At 68.9% G+C, this 15,493-nt stretch carries 13 protein-coding genes; 8 read left to right on the forward strand and 5 right to left on the reverse strand.

Annotated elements, in window-relative coordinates; all coding sequences use genetic code 11:
* Position 1 precedes the first annotated feature (1 nt).
* Positions 2–775: a thioesterase II family protein gene (locus OHA03_RS06465; RefSeq protein WP_267001626.1), complete on the forward strand. Its 774-nt coding sequence runs from the start codon at positions 2–4 to the stop codon at positions 773–775.
* Positions 776–1,091: 316 nt separating this feature from the next.
* On the opposite strand, the gene OHA03_RS06470 is transcribed toward OHA03_RS06465, so the two are convergent.
* The gene (locus tag OHA03_RS06470; RefSeq protein WP_267001628.1) at positions 1,092–1,991 is read right to left on the reverse strand and encodes a LysR family transcriptional regulator; all 900 of its coding nucleotides are present in this window, start codon (positions 1,989–1,991) and stop codon (positions 1,092–1,094) included.
* A 172-nt stretch (positions 1,992–2,163) separates the two neighbouring features.
* Between OHA03_RS06470 and OHA03_RS06475 the strand changes: the two genes are divergently transcribed.
* The 6 genes from OHA03_RS06475 to OHA03_RS06500 all read left to right on the forward strand — a co-directional run bounded on the left by OHA03_RS06475 (position 2,164) and on the right by OHA03_RS06500 (position 11,251).
* A complete protein-coding gene (locus OHA03_RS06475) occupies positions 2,164–3,609 on the forward strand; it encodes an MFS transporter (RefSeq protein WP_267001630.1) in 1,446 nt (481 codons plus the stop codon).
* A gap of 162 nt (positions 3,610–3,771) precedes the next feature.
* Entirely contained in the window at positions 3,772–4,680 is a 909-nt protein-coding gene (locus OHA03_RS06480; protein WP_267001632.1) for an AfsR/SARP family transcriptional regulator, read from the forward strand.
* Positions 4,670–5,632, forward strand: a complete 963-nt coding sequence (gene pheA / locus OHA03_RS06485) for a prephenate dehydratase (RefSeq protein ID WP_267001634.1) — start codon at positions 4,670–4,672, stop codon at positions 5,630–5,632. Before OHA03_RS06480 ends, pheA begins: the two co-directional genes overlap by 11 nt.
* A gap of 539 nt (positions 5,633–6,171) precedes the next feature.
* Positions 6,172–8,571 carry a SpoIIE family protein phosphatase gene (locus OHA03_RS06490; protein WP_267001636.1) on the forward strand — a complete coding sequence of 800 codons (2,400 nt, stop codon included), beginning with the start codon at positions 6,172–6,174 and terminating at the stop codon, positions 8,569–8,571.
* A 365-nt stretch (positions 8,572–8,936) separates the two neighbouring features.
* Positions 8,937–9,818, forward strand: a complete 882-nt coding sequence (locus OHA03_RS06495; RefSeq protein ID WP_267001638.1) for a peptidase S1 — start codon at positions 8,937–8,939, stop codon at positions 9,816–9,818.
* 452 nt (positions 9,819–10,270) lie between these two features.
* Positions 10,271–11,251 carry a terpene synthase family protein gene (locus tag OHA03_RS06500; RefSeq protein ID WP_267001640.1) on the forward strand — a complete coding sequence of 327 codons (981 nt, stop codon included), beginning with the start codon at positions 10,271–10,273 and terminating at the stop codon, positions 11,249–11,251.
* Between the two features lie 189 nt (positions 11,252–11,440).
* Here OHA03_RS06500 and OHA03_RS06505 read toward each other — a convergent pair whose 3' ends face one another.
* Complete coding sequence (locus OHA03_RS06505) at positions 11,441–11,656, reverse strand: EF-hand domain-containing protein (protein WP_018102550.1); 216 nt, start codon at positions 11,654–11,656, stop codon at positions 11,441–11,443.
* A gap of 140 nt (positions 11,657–11,796) precedes the next feature.
* On the opposite strand from OHA03_RS06505, the gene OHA03_RS06510 reads away from it, so the two are divergent.
* Entirely contained in the window at positions 11,797–12,438 is a 642-nt protein-coding gene (locus OHA03_RS06510; RefSeq protein ID WP_267001643.1) for a GNAT family N-acetyltransferase, read from the forward strand.
* 47 nt (positions 12,439–12,485) lie between these two features.
* On the opposite strand, the gene OHA03_RS06515 is transcribed toward OHA03_RS06510, so the two are convergent.
* The 3 genes from OHA03_RS06515 to OHA03_RS06525 form a co-directional block, all read right to left on the reverse strand.
* Complete coding sequence (locus OHA03_RS06515; protein WP_267001645.1) at positions 12,486–13,685, reverse strand: YncE family protein; 1,200 nt, start codon at positions 13,683–13,685, stop codon at positions 12,486–12,488.
* Positions 13,685–14,515, reverse strand: coding sequence for a polysaccharide deacetylase family protein (locus OHA03_RS06520; protein ID WP_267001647.1), 831 nt, complete (start codon positions 14,513–14,515; stop codon positions 13,685–13,687). The genes OHA03_RS06515 and OHA03_RS06520 overlap by 1 nt, the downstream gene beginning before the upstream one ends.
* Positions 14,516–14,938: 423 nt before the next feature.
* The gene (locus OHA03_RS06525) at positions 14,939–15,454 is read right to left on the reverse strand and encodes an ATP-binding protein (RefSeq protein WP_267007949.1); all 516 of its coding nucleotides are present in this window, start codon (positions 15,452–15,454) and stop codon (positions 14,939–14,941) included.
* Positions 15,455–15,493: the final 39 nt, after the last annotated feature.

A 15,493-nucleotide genomic window follows, 5' to 3' on the forward strand; every position in this document is an offset into this window, starting at 1 on the left:
CATGGTGAACAGCCTCCCCACGACCGGACCGTCCTGGATCAAGCGGTTCCACCCGGCCCCCGAAGCCGCCACCCGTCTGGTGTGCTTTCCGTACGCCGGGGGCTCGGCCGGCTACTACCACGGCATGTCTGCGAGGGTGTCCCCGAAGGTTGAGCTGCTGGCGGTCCAGTATCCGGGGCGTCAGGACCGTTACGCCGAGAAACCCGTGGACGACATCGGGGAACTGGCCGACGAAGTCACCGAAGCCCTGATACCCGGGGCGCTCGAGAAACCGTTGGCCCTGTTCGGGCACAGCATGGGGGCTTCCGTCGCCTTCGAGGTGGCCCGGCGCCTCGAACACCGCGGCGTCATGCCTTCGGCGCTCTTCGTCTCCGCCCGGCCCGGCCCGTCCGCAAACAGGAACGAAACACTCCACCTATCCACCGATGCAGACCTGGAACGCGAGATACGCAGCCTCGGCGGCACGGGCGCCGAGGTCCTGAACGACGAGGAGATTCTGCAGATGGTCCTGCCGGTGGTCCGCAACGACTACCGGGCTGCCGAGACCTACCGCTATGTGCCGGGACCCGATGTGACCTGCCCGGTGGTCGCCTTCGTGGGCGAGGGCGACCCGAAGGCCACGGTCGCGGAGACCGGCGTCTGGGAGCGGCACACCACCGGACCCTTCGATCTGACGGTCTTCCCCGGCGGGCATTTCTATCTGAACGAGCACCAGGCGGCGGTCGTCGGCGCCCTGCTGCGGCACCTCACCCCGGCCGGCACACCACGGCGGTGAGCCGGGCGGCCGGACGGGGGCGCCGAACGCACCCGGCGGGATCGGCGCCGTAGGCACCCCGCTGCCCGCCAAGGCCCGCCGGGCGCACATCCGGGCGGTGATGAAGGGGTGATGAAGGCACGGAGCCTCTCCGGAAACACACCGGTGACTGCCCGTTGTTCCTCGGGAAACAGGACTCCGTCGACCGCGTCCTCGAATGCCTCGGCCCCGCAGACTTCGTCCGGGAGAATTCCGGAAATCAACGCGTGGTTCATGTGGCGGTCAATCCGGAAAACGGTGGCCGGTATCTATTCCTGAACTCCTCGACCTCTGACGGCTATATCCGGCTGGCGACAGTCTTCTTGGTGAGCGCGAGAAATCTGTCCAGGCTGGGCACGCCCTCCCGGCTTCGCCGCCATGTCATGGTGGCGGGGGCGCGGAAGTCCGCGTCCTGAAGCGGGAATGCCAGCAGTTCGCCCCGCTCGACCTCGCTGCGGACCGCCATCTCGGGCAGCAGGGCCAGCCCCATCCCCGCGGCCACGCACGCGCGCAACGGGGCGATGCCGGAGACCTCCACCTCGAGCTTCAAGCTCTCGGGGCCCAGCTCCGCCATGGCCTTGTCGAACATCTCGCGGAATCCGCAGCCGCGTTGGGTGGCCAGGAAGCGCTCACCGTGAAGGTCTGCCGCGTGGACACGCTCCTGCCTGCTGAGCCGGTGGCCGACCGGGGTGGTGACCAGGAGCCGCTCCTGGAAGAGCACCCTGCTCGCGTACTTGTCGTCCTTGGGCGGCGCGTCGAAGGTGAAACAGACATCGAGTTCCCCCCGGCGCACGGACTCGTACAGCTCTCGCCGGTTTCCCACGTCCACGCTGACGTTCACCTTGCCGTACAGCGCCCGGTACTCGGCAAGGACGGGCGGGATCGCATGCGTACAGAAGGTCTCCAACCCGCCGATGGCGAGAGCCCCGGTGGGTTCCTGCATGTCGAGGACGCCCACCGTGGCGGCCTCGTCGATCAGCAGCAGCACCTGGTCCGCGTACTCGCGGAGCCGGATGCCGGCACTGGTGAGGCGCAGCTTCCGGTTCGACCGCTCGAAGAGCTTGGTGCCCAGTTCGGCTTCCAGCGCCTGGATCTGTTCCGTGACGCTGGATTGTGCATAGTGAAGTTCTGCCGCTGCTTTCGTAAAGCTCAGGCTTTGCGCGACGGCACGGAAGGACTTCAGGTGACGGATCTCCATGTGGCCACGATCCCTCCCCCAGTTCTGATGTATCGGGCTCCCCGATACCACGCATCGTAACTGCCCGCTTCCCTCTCGTGCTCGAAACCGTCAGGCTCGGTACAAGAAGCCGTCCCGCATGGACGGATTTTTAATGGTTGACCATCAATTGCGTGATTCACGGGAGTTCTTCATGGCAATTCCGGCCACCCGGCCGAGCACACCGGCAGGTGCGCCCGGCTCGTCAGATGTCGGCGCCGGCCCGGCCCGTTCCCATCGGGGTCTCCTGGTGGGCCTCGCGCTCGGCTACTTCATGGTCCTCATGGACACCACCATCGTCACTGTCGCGCTTCCGGGCATCGGGGAGAGCCTCTCGGCGGGCCTCAGCTCCCTGCAATGGGTGTCCAACGGCTACACCCTGACCTTCGCCGCCTTCCTGCTCACCGCGGGCACCCTCTCCGACCGCTTCGGCGGACGGCGGGTGTTCCTTGTCGGGCTCTGGACCTTCGGTCTCATCTCCGGGGTCTCCGCGCTGGCCAACTCGGTGGAACTGCTCGTGGTCCTGCGCGGTCTGCTGGGTATCTCCGGCGCACTGCTCCTGCCCACTTCGCTGGCCATCGTCGCAAACACGTTCTCCGACCCGGCGGCCCGGGCGAAGGCGCTCGGCAGCTGGGCTGCGATCACCGGCGTCGCGCTCGCGGCCGGCCCCCTCGTCGGCGGCGTACTGACCGACGCCATCGGCTGGCGGGCCATCTTCCTGGTCAACATCCCGATCGCGTTGCTGAGCATCGTCATCACCACCAAGAACGCCGGAGAGACGCGCCGCAATGCGGCGCGCGGCCTCGACCTGCCCGGGCAGCTGACCGCGATCGTGGCCCTGGCGGCCCTGACGTTCGGGCTGATCCAGGCGGGTACGGCAGGCTGGACGGCGCCCGAGGTACTCGGCTCGTTCGCCGCCTTCGTGGTCGCCATGGGGCTCTTCATCGCAGTGGAGCGGCGGGAAGCCACCGAACGGCACACGCCGATGCTGCCGCTGAAGCTGTTCCGCAGCGGCACCTTCTCGGCAGCGCTGTTCGCCGGCCTGCTGATCAACTTCGCACTGTCCGGTGTGCTGTTCACGCTCTCCCTGCTCTTCCAGCAGGGCCGGGGATACTCCGCGTTCCTCGCGGGACTGGCCTTCCTGCCACTGACCCTGCCCACCGCGTTCAACCCGATCTTCACGGGCCGGCTGGTCGCCCGAATCGGCCCGCGCAAGCCGGCCACAGCCGGCTTCGTGCTGATGGGAGTCGGCACCCTGATCCAGGCGGGTACCACCTCGGACTCGGCCGTGTCGGTCGCGGTGAGTTCGTTCGGACTGCTCCTCCTCGGATTCGGTATCTCCTACGCGATGCCTTCGCTCGTCGTGTCCGTCATGGGGTCGGTGCCGCGGGAGCTGTCCGGTATCGGCTCGGGCGCCCTCAACTCGGCCCGTCAGACCGGAGCTGTGGTGGGAGTCGCCATTCTCGGTTCCATCCTGAACGGCGCTTCGTCGATCGAGACCGGCACCAAGGTCGGCGTGATCGTCTCCGGCGTGCTGCTGCTGATCGGAGCCGTCGTAGTCTTCGGCTTCGTAGGACGGGAGCAGAAGACAACTGCATAGTGGCTCCCGTCCCGGGAGCCGGGTGACACAGGAAGAGGTGCCTGCACGGGGCGCCGGGAGTGCGAGGCGGCAAGGGGGCCGCTTCCTTCATGCCTCTCGGTGCGCCGTGCTGGGACATGACACGGGGGTCTTCCGTTGGAAATCGGATTGCTTGGTCCACTTGTGGTGTCTTACGAGGGGAGATCGGTTCAACCGACAGCCGCCAAGCAGCGCACACTTCTGGCACTGCTGGTGCTGCACGCGGGGCAACTGGTGCTCACCGACTCGATCGTGGACGAACTGTGGGGAAACGATCCCTGCCTCAGCGCGGCCACCACAGTCCGGACCTACATATGCCAGATCCGCAAGCTCTTAGGTCATCTCCTGTCCGATCCGCGGCGCGATCCGCAGGAGATCCTGCAGGCCGTCCCGGGCGGATACAGGCTGAAGATGCCCGACGCCGCGTCGGACGCCGACCGGTACGAAAGGTCGGTCGCCGCCGGCCGGGAGGCACTCGCCTCGGGTGACTACGCCGTGGCCGGCACCAGATTCGAGACCGCACTCGGCCTGTGGCGTGGCCCCGCTCTCATGGATGTACGGATGGGAACCCGGCTCCAGGCCGCGGCGCAGCGGCTGGAGGACTCCCGGCTGATCGTCCTGGAGCACCGGCTGGACGCGGACCTGCAGCTGGGCCGCCACCGGGAACTGCTCGGTGAACTCTCCGGCCTGTGCGTGGACCATCCACTGCACGAAGGGCTGCACGCGCAGTACATGCTCGCCCTGTACCGCTCCGACCGGCGGTCCGAGGCGCTCGCGGTGTTCCAGCGGCTGCGTACGGCGATGGTCGAGGATCTGGGCCTTGAGCCGTCGACCCGGGTGCAGAACCTGCAGCAGGACATCCTGCGGTCCGGAAACAACGGGCCCGCGCCCGAGCTGACCGCGTTGCTGCGGGCACAGTCCAGGACGATCGTCGAACTCACTCTGCGCATCGCGGAGATAGAGGACCGGCTCGGCCTGGACAGCCCCCGGGTGCCGGGCAGCCCTTCCCCGCAGAGCGGGCCCCGAGAGAGCAGGCACAGCTATGCGCGCTGAACCGAGATATGCCTATCTGGGGCCGGAGGGCACCTTCACCGAGGCGGCGCTGCGCTTGCTGCCCGAGGCCGCCGGAGCGGTGTGCGAGCCGTTTCCGACCGTGAGCTCGACCCTGGACGCGGTGCGGTCGGGTGGCTGCCTCGCGGCCGTTGTGCCGTTGGAGAACTCGGTCCGCGGTGTGGTGCCCGCGACGCTGGAGGATCTGATATCCGGTGGTGCCACGCTGCAGTTCGACGCAGAGATCGAACTGCCGGTGACCTTCGCGCTGATGGCACGTCCGGGGGCGGCGGTCCAGGACATCCGGCGGGTTCTCAGCCATCCGCATGCCCATGGGCAGTGCCACCGCTGGCTCACCCAGCGGCTGCCCGGGGTGGAGGTCTGCCTCTCCACATCCACCGCCGCGGCAGCCCGGGAGATCGCGGAATCCTCGTCGCCGCACGCGCGGTACGACGCAGCGATCGCAGCGCCCATCGCGGCCGCACGCTACGGGCTGTCGGTGCTCGCCTCGGGCATCGGGGAGCGTCGGGACGCCGTCACCCGGTTCGTCTCCGTGCGGGGCACCGGCCCGTCCCCGGCCCGGACGGGCCGGGACCGTACCTCTCTCGTGGTGACCGCCGACGGCGCGCACTCAGGAGCGCTGGTGGACATTCTGACCGAGTTCTCCGCCCGCGGGGTGGGCCTGACCTGGATCCAGTCCTGGCCGACCGGCACGGCCCTCGGCAGCTACCACTTCTTCCTCGACGTCGAGGGGCACATCGAGGACGGCGCCGTGGGCGACGCGATGATCGCCCTGCGGCGCAGGGCCGTGGAGGTGTCCTTCCTGGGCAGCTACCCGCACGTGGGCGGGAAGCCGGGGCGGCTCGACGGCAGCGGCGGGGATGGCACTGGCGGCAGTCCCGAGGCCTGGCTGAGCGCCCTGCGCGCGGGGGAGGTACTCGTGGGCGGGCGGTGAACGCGGGCGGCGGGGCCGGCCCGGGCACCCGTGCAGCGACCTCGGCAGCCGGGGGGCGACCCACCGTCATGTGCGGCCACGCCCCGGCTGTCGTACCTGGTCTCCGCGAAGACGCGTCCGCCGCCCGGTGCGGGGCGCTGCGTCCGACGGGGCGGAGCATCGCGTCATACGACGCGCAGGTGGTTCCGGTCGGCGTCCTCGACCGAGTCGACGCGGCCCCGCGCGTCATAGTGGCTGGTGGAGACCGTCTGGGCAGACCGGGCTGCCGCTGCTGGGAGGACAGCCGCTGCGTGGAGATCTCGTCACCGAGGACAGGGCAGAACAGCGGACTTCCCTCAGGCCGACGCATGACAGGGACCCGCTGGGGGCCGCTTGCGCTGCGCCGTGCCGAGCACCACGGCATATTGGGTAGGTGGGGCCCCCAGGAACTCCATGTTCCCTGCGGTAGCGGATGACGCCGGTGGGGTGCGACGGGCGCAGTGGACCGGGCGTGGCCGGGAGTGCGTCGAGGTGTTGTCCGTAAGGAGGCACTGGCACGGATGAGTACACGTGAGGACCCCGCCGGTTGCCAGGACGGGTCGGTTGCGGATCAGGGCGCACGGCTGGTGGTGGATGACCACGGGGTCGTGGTCGAGTGGAGCTCGCAGGCCCAGGCCTTGCTCGGCTATTCGGCCGAGGAGGTGCTGGGGCGCCGGGTGGCGGTCCTGCTGACCGGGCCCGGTGAGCAGACGGATCCGGGGGCTTCCGAGGTGAGGAAGTCTGCCCGTGAGCCGGCCGTCCGCCATCGGTCCGGGCAGGGACTCGCGGTCGGCATCCAGGTATGGCCCGTAGTGGGTGAGGGCGATGCCGTGTGGTGGTCTGTGCTTCTGACCCCGGCGGGGGGTTCCGGTCGGCTGAGTATCGACAGCGCGGTATTGCGCGCGGTGCTGACCCAGTCCCCGCTCGGCCTGCAGGTCCTTGATCCCGATCTGCGGCTCATGCGGTTCAACACCGCCGCGCCGGGTGTGCGCGGTCTGCCGGGCGATGAGGTCATCGGCCGGCCGATTCGCGAAGTGGCACCGGGTGTGGTCGACGATGCGTTGGAGCGGATGCTGAGGGACGTCCTGGACACGGGTCGACCCGTGATCGACGTCGAGCATGCCGGGCGGCCACCCTCCGACCCCGATCACGAGCACATCTATTCCGTCTCGCTCTACCGTCTCCAGGACCGCGCCGGGGGCGTTCTCGGCCTGCTGACGGCATCGACCGACATCTCCGAGCGGCATCGGGCTCGCGCGGGCCTGGACCTGCTCCTCGACGCGAGCACCCGCATCGGCACCACCTTGGACGTGGGGACGACGTGCGAGGAACTGGTCGGGGTCGCGGTGCCGAGCCTGGCCGACATCGCCGTCGTGGACATCGTCGACGAAGTGCTGCAGGGGAAGGCTCCGCAACCCGGTCCGGTGAGCTCCCACGCCGTGCTGCGACGTGCGGCCTTCAAGTCCACCGAAGGGGAACTCGCATCGGTCGCCTACCGTGTCGGAGAGGTCAACCTCTCGTATCCCCGGTCCTTCCGGGACTGCCTGGCCGATCTGCAGCCCCGCCTCGTGCAGCACCTGGAGATCGACAGTGAGTGGGCCGTACACGATGCCCGGCGCGCCGAGCTGATCCGCCGGACCGGGGCCCATTCGCTCATGGTCGTACCACTCACCGCCCGCGGGGTCGTCCTCGGCCTGGCCAGCTTCTACCGGACCACGACACCGGACCCGTTCGAGGAGGACATCCTCGCCCTCACGGCGGATCTCGGCGCCCGGGCCGCCCTGTGCATCGACAACGCGCGCCGGTACACCCGTGAACGCACCGCCGCCCTCATCCTGCGCTCCAACCTGCTGCCGGAGGCCCTCCCCGCCCAGAACGCCGTCGAAGTCGCCCTGCACCACGTGTCCGCCGCCGCAGGAGACTGGTACGACGTGATCCCGCTGTCCGGGGCGCGCGTGGCCCTCGTCGTCGGACACGTGCCAGGACACGGCATGCACGCCGCCGCCGCCATGGGCCAACTACGCACCGCCATCAACACCCTGGCCGCCCAGGACCTGGCCCCCGACGAACTGCTCGCGGACCTCGACGACCTGGTGACGGGCGCCGCCGGCCACGGCGCGCCCGCGACCCGCACCCACCCGGCTCGCGAACAGGCGATCGGCGCAACCTGCGTGTACGCGGTCTACGACCCGATCTCCCGGCTCTGCACGCTGGCACGCGCCGGCCATCCCGCCCCCGTCATCGCTTCCCCCGACGGCGTGGTGGGCATACCCGACGTTCCTGCCGGACCGGCACTTGGAAGCGGCCGCCCGCCCTACGAAACGAGCGAGCTGGAAATCCCCGAGGGCAGCACCCTCGCCCTGTTCACCAACAGCCTCATCACATCCCACGACAGCGATCCGCAACAGGGTCTGACACGGCTGCGCCGCATCCTGGGCAACCCGCTCCCCGCACTCCAGGACACCTGCGACGCCATCATCCGTGCACAGCACCCCATCACGCACGACAACGACGTCGTCCTGCTCCTGGCCCGCACCCGCGCCCTCGCCGCCGACCAGGTCGCGTCCTGGACCCTCCCCAACGACCCCTCCGTCGTCACCAACGCCCGCAGCCTCACCAGCCGGCAACTGGCCAGCTGGGGGCTGCAGGAACTCGACTTCACCACCCAACTGTTGGTGAGCGAGCTGGTCACCAACGCCATCCGCTACGCCACCGGACCCGTCCAGCAACGCCTGATCCGGGACCGGACCCTCATCTGCGAAGTCACCGACGACAGCAGCACAGCCCCCCACCTGCGCCAGGCGGATCTCGCCGACGAAGGTGGCCGCGGCCTGTACCTCGTCGCGCAACTGGCCGGCCGCTGGGGTACCCGCTTCACCGCCCGAGGAAAAACCATCTGGGCAGAACAGTCCCTGCCCTGAACCATCGGCCCTGACGCCGGCAGAGCACCGGGTCGGCCGATACACCGTGGCTCTCGACCGGGTCGGCCAGGCGCTCACCGGGCGATGACCTCGGCTTCCCGCGGTTCGGCCGGTACCTCGTTCCGCCGCCCGGTCAGCGTCTCGGTCAGGATCCGCCCCGCGCCCCGCATCAGCCGCGTGCCCGAGCATGCGGACGTACCCGGCCCTGCGGATCGCCCACTGCCCACGGCATGTGCGCCCGGCGCACGCCCTCTGACCGGGTGACAGTGCACATCATCTCTCCATGCCCGTCGTTGATCTTGCGAGTAAATCCACTTCGGGGACCGTCCCGTCGTTCCCCGGCCGACTCGATGGAGAACCATCAAATGAACTCCAGAATGCTCACCGTCGCCGCTGCACTGACCGTCGCAGGTCTCATCGGGGCCGGATCCGCCACGGCGGCGCCCGGAACGGTCTCGGGCGCCGGCGGCAACCGCATCGGAACGGTGCGTGCCAACGGCGACGCCCACGCCAAGGAGGGCGGCCTCAGCGCCGGCTGGAACCTGGAGAGCAGCAGCATCAAGCAGATCGCCCTCTCCGGCGACCGCATCGGCGTCCTCAAGGCCAACGGCGACGCGTACGTGAAGGACGGCGGCCTCGGCGCCACCTGGGTGAAGGAAGCCTCGAACGTCAAGCAGATCGCGCTCTCCGGCAACCGCATCGGCGTCCTCAAGGACAACGGCGACGCGTACGTGAAGGACGGCACCCTCACCGCCGGCTGGGTGCACGAGGCCGCCAAGGTCAAGGAGCTGGAGCTGGCCGGCGACCGCATCGGCATCGTCCAGGGCAACGGCGACGCCTTCGTGAAGGACGGCGGCCTCAGCGCCGGCTGGGTCTATGAGGGAGGCAACATCGTCGACATCGACCTGGCGGGCAACCGGATCGGGGTGTTCACGGGCGACGGCAGGGCGTACGTGAAGGACGGCAGCCTCAAGGCCACGTATGCGAAGGAGGGCAGCGACGTCATTCAGCTCGAACTCTCCGGAGACCGCATCGGCATCCTCAAGGACAACGGCAAGACGTACGTGAAGGACGGCAGCCTCAGCGCCGCCTGGGCCCACCAGGCGGACAACGTCATTCAGATCGCCCTCTCCGGCGACCGCATCGGCATCCTGAAGGGCAACGGCAAGACGTACGTGAAGGACGGCAGTCTGACCGCCGCCTGGGTCCACCAGGCAGACAACGTCACCGAGCTCGCCCTGTCCTGATCCACGGCCCTCGCCCGGGCACGGTGTTGTCCGGACGAGGGCACTCCGCCTGCCGGTCACGGCGGACGGCTCCCGGGCGATCCGGCCAGACCCGACGTTCTGGCCGGCGAGTCGCTCGACTCAACGGTTCACCAACTGCTCATAAGTGAGCAGGCGTTCATGGCGATCAAGCAGTTTCGGTCACGAACTGCTTCCCTCCACCGCTCTCTCAGGGTTCACTGGATGTGACGAGTGGTGACGCGATCGCTGTCCGTGTGCGGTCCGCCGCCGTGGCCTACCGGCCCGGCTCCGATGCCCCGGCCCCGGCGGAGGAAAGAGGACAGCGATGAGCTCTCCCGGAAACGATCGCCCGCGCGCCTGCACTGATTCGTGAAAGCGACTCATTCCCATTCCCTGTTCGCAACGTTCAGACGAGGGGCACCATGAGCAAAATCACGCTTCCAGAATTTCATATGCCGTTCGAGAGCACGGGCTGCAATCCAGGCATTCAGGCAACCAAACAAGCCGCCTGGGAGTGGGCGGCCGACAACGATCTCGTCCTGTCTCCGGTGGCTCGGAAGAAAATGATCCGGACGCGTCCGGAGCTCTGGATATCCCTGATATTCCCGGCGGCCTCGCAGGAACACCTCGATCTGTTCTGCCAGTGGCTCTTCTGGGCGTTCCTGGTGGACGACGAGTTCGACGACGGCCCAGCAGGCCGCGACCCGCACGTGTGCGAGGGGGCCATCGCCCGACTGGTGGACGTGCTCGACGGAACCAGCGCGCCGAACGGCCCCATGGAGCACGCTCTCGACGGTCTGATGGCGCGGACCTGTGAGGGACGGTCGCTGCGCTGGGTCCGGCAGTTCCGCCGGGACACGGTCGGCTGGCTGTGGACGTACTACGCGGAGGCCGTCGACCGGGCCGCGGGCCATGTGCCGAGCACCGCCGACTTCGTGAAGCACCGCCGTGACTCGGTGGCCATGCAGCCGTTCCTCGACCTGCACGAGATCACTGCCGGGACAGATCTCCCGGAATCCGCCCGCTCCCTCCCCGCTTATATCGCACTGCGCAATGCAGTGGCCGATCACTCGGGACTCTGCAACGACATCTGCTCATTCGAGAAAGAAGCCATGCTCGGATACGAGCACAATACGGTCCGGCTCATTCAGCGGGACCGTGGCGGCACGCTCCAGGAGGCCGTCGACGAGGCCGGAATATGGCTGGCGAGGATCGCCGACCGGGTGCAGCGAGCGGAAAAGGAACTCGTCGAGGAGATAGAGGCCGCACGCATCGACGGTCCGGCACGCGCCGCCCTTGAGCGCTGCGTCCAGGACTACCGAGGGCTCGTCCGCGGAGACTTCGACTACCACGCGCGGGCGGAGCGGTACACCCGCCCCGACCTGATGGAAGTCGACGAACAGCACTCCCTGTCCCGGAACTTCGCTGCCTGACCGGCCGGGAGCGGGGCGCCGGGCCAGGCCTGAAACCGGACCGGCCTGATTCGGCCAGATCCGGCCTGATCCGAAAGAAGGCCCTCGCCGAGAAGGCCCTCGCCGAGGCAGTCGTCCAGGGGCGCCGGTTCCGTCACCGGCGCCCGCCGGCGGCCCCCGGCCGACCACGGTCGGGGGTCCTCCCGGCGATCAGCCCTTGTTCTGGGCAGCCCAGAACTCGTCGAAGGTGAGCAGACCGTCACCGTTCGCGTCGTGGGAGTTGATGACGGCCTGGGCCACCGGCTCGGTGACGTAGGGGTCACCCAGCTGAGCCATCACACTCTTGTACTCGGCAGCCGAAATCAGCCCGTCGCCGTTGAGGTCGTACCGCTCGAATGCCTTGCGCGCCGACTCGATGTCCGCCACTGTTCCGCCCCTTCATCATGCCTAACTGACGGGGGCCAGATTAACGGGCGCGACCGGCGCCGATCACGGCGGCCGGTCGTCCATCATGGGTGGGGTGTCCGCGGACTGCGGGCGGGGCCTGGGACCGGGGAGTGGGACGCTTGACGAAGGACGCACTGGCTCGGACCCTGACGGCTGCCGCGCACGGGCGCTTCCCCGCGCCGGACGGGGGCACGACGGTGGTGGCACAGCCGAACGCACGGGACGCCGGGGTGCTGGCCTTCACCGCGCACTCGGTGGTGTTCACCGACGAGGATCCGGCATGGGTACGGGCCACGCTGGCCGCCACCCCCGGCGATCCGCTCGCCGCCACGATGAACCCGTACTTCCTGGGCGCACTGCTGGCCCGTACCGGACGGCACATGAACACCATCGATCTGCTGACGGTCGCGAGCGCGCTGCCGGGTGATCCCGACATCGGGCTCCGGGAGATCGAGGACCCGGAACATCCGCGGGTGGCACGGGCGATGAAGTACCGCGACGAGGTGCGGGCCTGGGCCGCCGACGGCGGTGTGCTGATTCTGGGCCGCGGGGTCGCCGGACGCTGGGAGACGGCGATCGAGGTGGCCGAGGAGGCGCGCGGACGACGGCTCGGGGAGCGACTGGCGCGAGCGGCCCGCCAGTTGGTGCCGGACACGGTGGTCTGGGCGCAGCAGTCGCCGGGGAACGCCCGCAGTGTGCGGACGTTCCAGGCGGCGGGTTACCGGCCGGTGGGCTCGGAGGCGCTGCTGATCGCGGGCTGACCCGCGGCCCCCGGCGGACGGGCCAAGGGCGCCGGGTCGCCGGACGATCAGCGGAAGACTCCGGTGTGGCCGAGCGAGTAGCGGCCCGGCTGCGGATAGACGGCGAGCCCATGAGGTCCGTTGCCCACCGGGATCCGGGCGAGCTGCTTGCCGGTGGCCGTGTCGATCGCGTACACCTCGGCGTTGTAACGCCCGGACAGCCAGAGGACCTTGCCGTCCGCCGAGACGCCGCCCATGTCGGGGCTGCCGCCGTTCGGCAGGTGCCACTTCTTCGTCAGTTTCTTCTTCGCGAAGTCGAAGACGGAGATGGAGCCTTCGCCACGGTTGGTGACGTACATATCCTTGGAGTCGCGGCTGACGTACAGACCGTGGGCGCCCTTGCCGGTGCGCAGCAGCTTCGGTCCGGTGAACTTCTGCCCGTCCAGCACCCAGATGCCGTTCGCGATCATGTCCGCGATGTAGAACGTCCCGCCGTCCGGCGACAGCTTCACATCCTGCGGCATCGCGCCCTTGAGCGGCAGCTTCTGCCGGCCGACGACCTTCATCCTCACCGTGTCGACCTTGAGGAGTTCGGCGGAGAACTCGCAGGAGACGATGAAGTACCGGCCGTCCGTGGAGAAGTCGGCGTGATTGACGCCCGCGCAGTCGACCGGGACGGTCCTGGCCTTCTTCATGGTGTGCGCGTCGCGGAAGACCAGCTGCCGGTCCATCGAGGCCATCACGACGGCGTACTTGCCGTTCGGCGTGAAGTAGAGGTTGTACGGGTCGGAGACCGCGACCGTCCGCCCGGCCTTCCCGGTGGCCGGGTCGATGGCGGTGAGGCTGTCGCCGAGGTCGTTGTTGACCCAGAGCGTCTTCAGGTCCCAGGACGGGACGACATGCTGCGGCTGGTGGCCGACCGGGATGGTCTCGATGACCTTGTACGTCTTCGGGTCGATGACCGACACGGTGTTGGACTTGGTGTTGGGTACGTACACCCGCGCCGGGAAGTTCTTGACGACCGGTGACATCATTCCGGCCCGGTCGGCCGCGTACACATCCTCGGGATCGAGCACCGGCGGCATCCCGGCGAGCCCGGGCGGGGTGGCGCGCTTCGAGGTGGCGTTGTCCGGGACGACGGGCGGCGCGGCGGCCTCGGTGTCGGCGGTCTCGGCCTTCCCCTTCTCGGCGGGGGTGCCGCAGCCCGCGAGTACGGCGATGAGTACGCCCCCGAGCAGGGCCGCGGTGCGCTTGGTGGAGGAAAGCATCAGGTCAGCAGCTCCGTGGTCGTCACCGCACGCAGTTGTCGGCGGTCGATTTCGGCGAGGAGGACATGCAGTGCGGCAACCGTGTCCGCGTAGCCGAAGTGCAGGCTCACCACCGATCCGTTGCGGATCTCCCCGGTGACCTTGCGGGTGACGGCCGCAGCGCCGGGAGAGGTGAAGTCGAGGGAGTCCACGTCGTACGAGAGGACGTGCGGGTAGCCCGCCCTGCGCGCGAGGCGCTGGACGAGCGGAGTGGCGTACCGGCTGCGCGAGGGGCGGAACCAGGTTCCGATGGAGCCGGTGAGCCGGCGCAGCCGCTGGGCGCAGCCGGTGATCTCCGCGTACGCCGCCGCCTCGCCCATTGCCGAGATGTCGACATGGCTCTGGGTGTGGTTGCCGAGGTCGTGCCCCCCGTCGAGGATCCGGCGGGCCATCTCGGGGTGCTCATCGAGCCAGCTGCCGACGGCAAGGACGGTGACCCGGGCGTGGGCACGTTCCGCCTCGGCGAGCACGGCCCGGGCGATGGTCGGGTCACCCTGGCCGTGGAAGGTCAGCGCGACGCGGGGGCGGTTGCGAGGGCCGTGATCGATCTGGACCGGCTGCCCGGGGAAGCGGTGCGCGGCGGGCGCGGAGTGCGGGGGCCGCGCGCTCGCTTCGTTCGTGCCGGTGGTCCGCGCGGGGGCGCTCGCGGGCGTTTCGGCGGAGGTCTTCGTGGAAGTGCCGACGGCGCCGTGTCCTTCCGTACATCCGGCCGCGAGGGCGCCGACCAGGGCTGCCCCTGCGCCCGCGCGCAGTGCGCTGCGGCGGTGCACCGATGTCTCGGAGGCGTTCATGAGCAGAACAGTAGGGGCGCAATGCCAGGAAGATAAAAATTGACCCCATTCATACCTATTCAGGGGAGCCCGGGGTATGCAGCCCGCAACCTGGATGCTCGATGAATCACCCGTCGAATCGCATAGTCATTCATGCATTGCCAGGCCAGTGACTCATCACACCTACGATTCACCGTCGAAGCGTCCGATTATGGCCAGTTTTAAACCGATTAGCACTTTTGGCTCCACGGTCGCCCATCTGGCATAGTCGGTTCCACGACCCCCATCGACCCGGGCCAGGTCGTCTTACGCGGCCGTGAACACACCCCCCATTTCACGGTCCCCACACAGAAGCCCCCGAGGCGCCGTACCACGGCAGACCGGGGGCTTCTGTGCGTCATCCGGACGGGCAGGAGGGGCGGGGACCCGGAAGGCCGGACCGGCTCAGCGGTCGGAGATCCGCATCTCGAACCAGGTGGTCTTGCCGCGCGGCAGCAGATCCACCCCCCACCGGTCGGAGAGCTTGTCGACGAGGAAGAGGCCGCGGCCACTGATGTCCATCTCCTGGACCGGCATGAGACACGGCAGGCCGCGCGAGGGGTCACGCACCTCGATCCTGATCCAGCCGCGGCGGCGCAGCATCCGGAGCCCGAAGACGCGGGCACCGGTGTGCCGTACCGCATTGCCGACGAGTTCCGAAACGAGCAGAACGGCGTGCTCGGCGGTCTGCGGGGAAAGCGCCCACTGACGAAGCACCACGCACGAGGTGAGCCGGCGAGCGGTCGCGGCGGACTCCGGACGGGACGGCAGCCGGACCTCGTCCTCCGTCGGATTTCCGAACAACTCCAGCGCCTTGAACGCCTGTTCGTCCTCGACAGCCGACATCCAGCGTGCCGCAGTCGCACCGCCGCGCTGTCGCGGCTGTTCCACACCCTCCAGGCCCGCCATGCACACCATCATGGCCGCACGACGGGCGCTCCGGGGCCGTTCCAAGGGAAT

The organism is Streptomyces sp. NBC_00154, assembly GCF_026342835.1.
GTDB lineage: Bacteria > Actinomycetota > Actinomycetes > Streptomycetales > Streptomycetaceae > Streptomyces.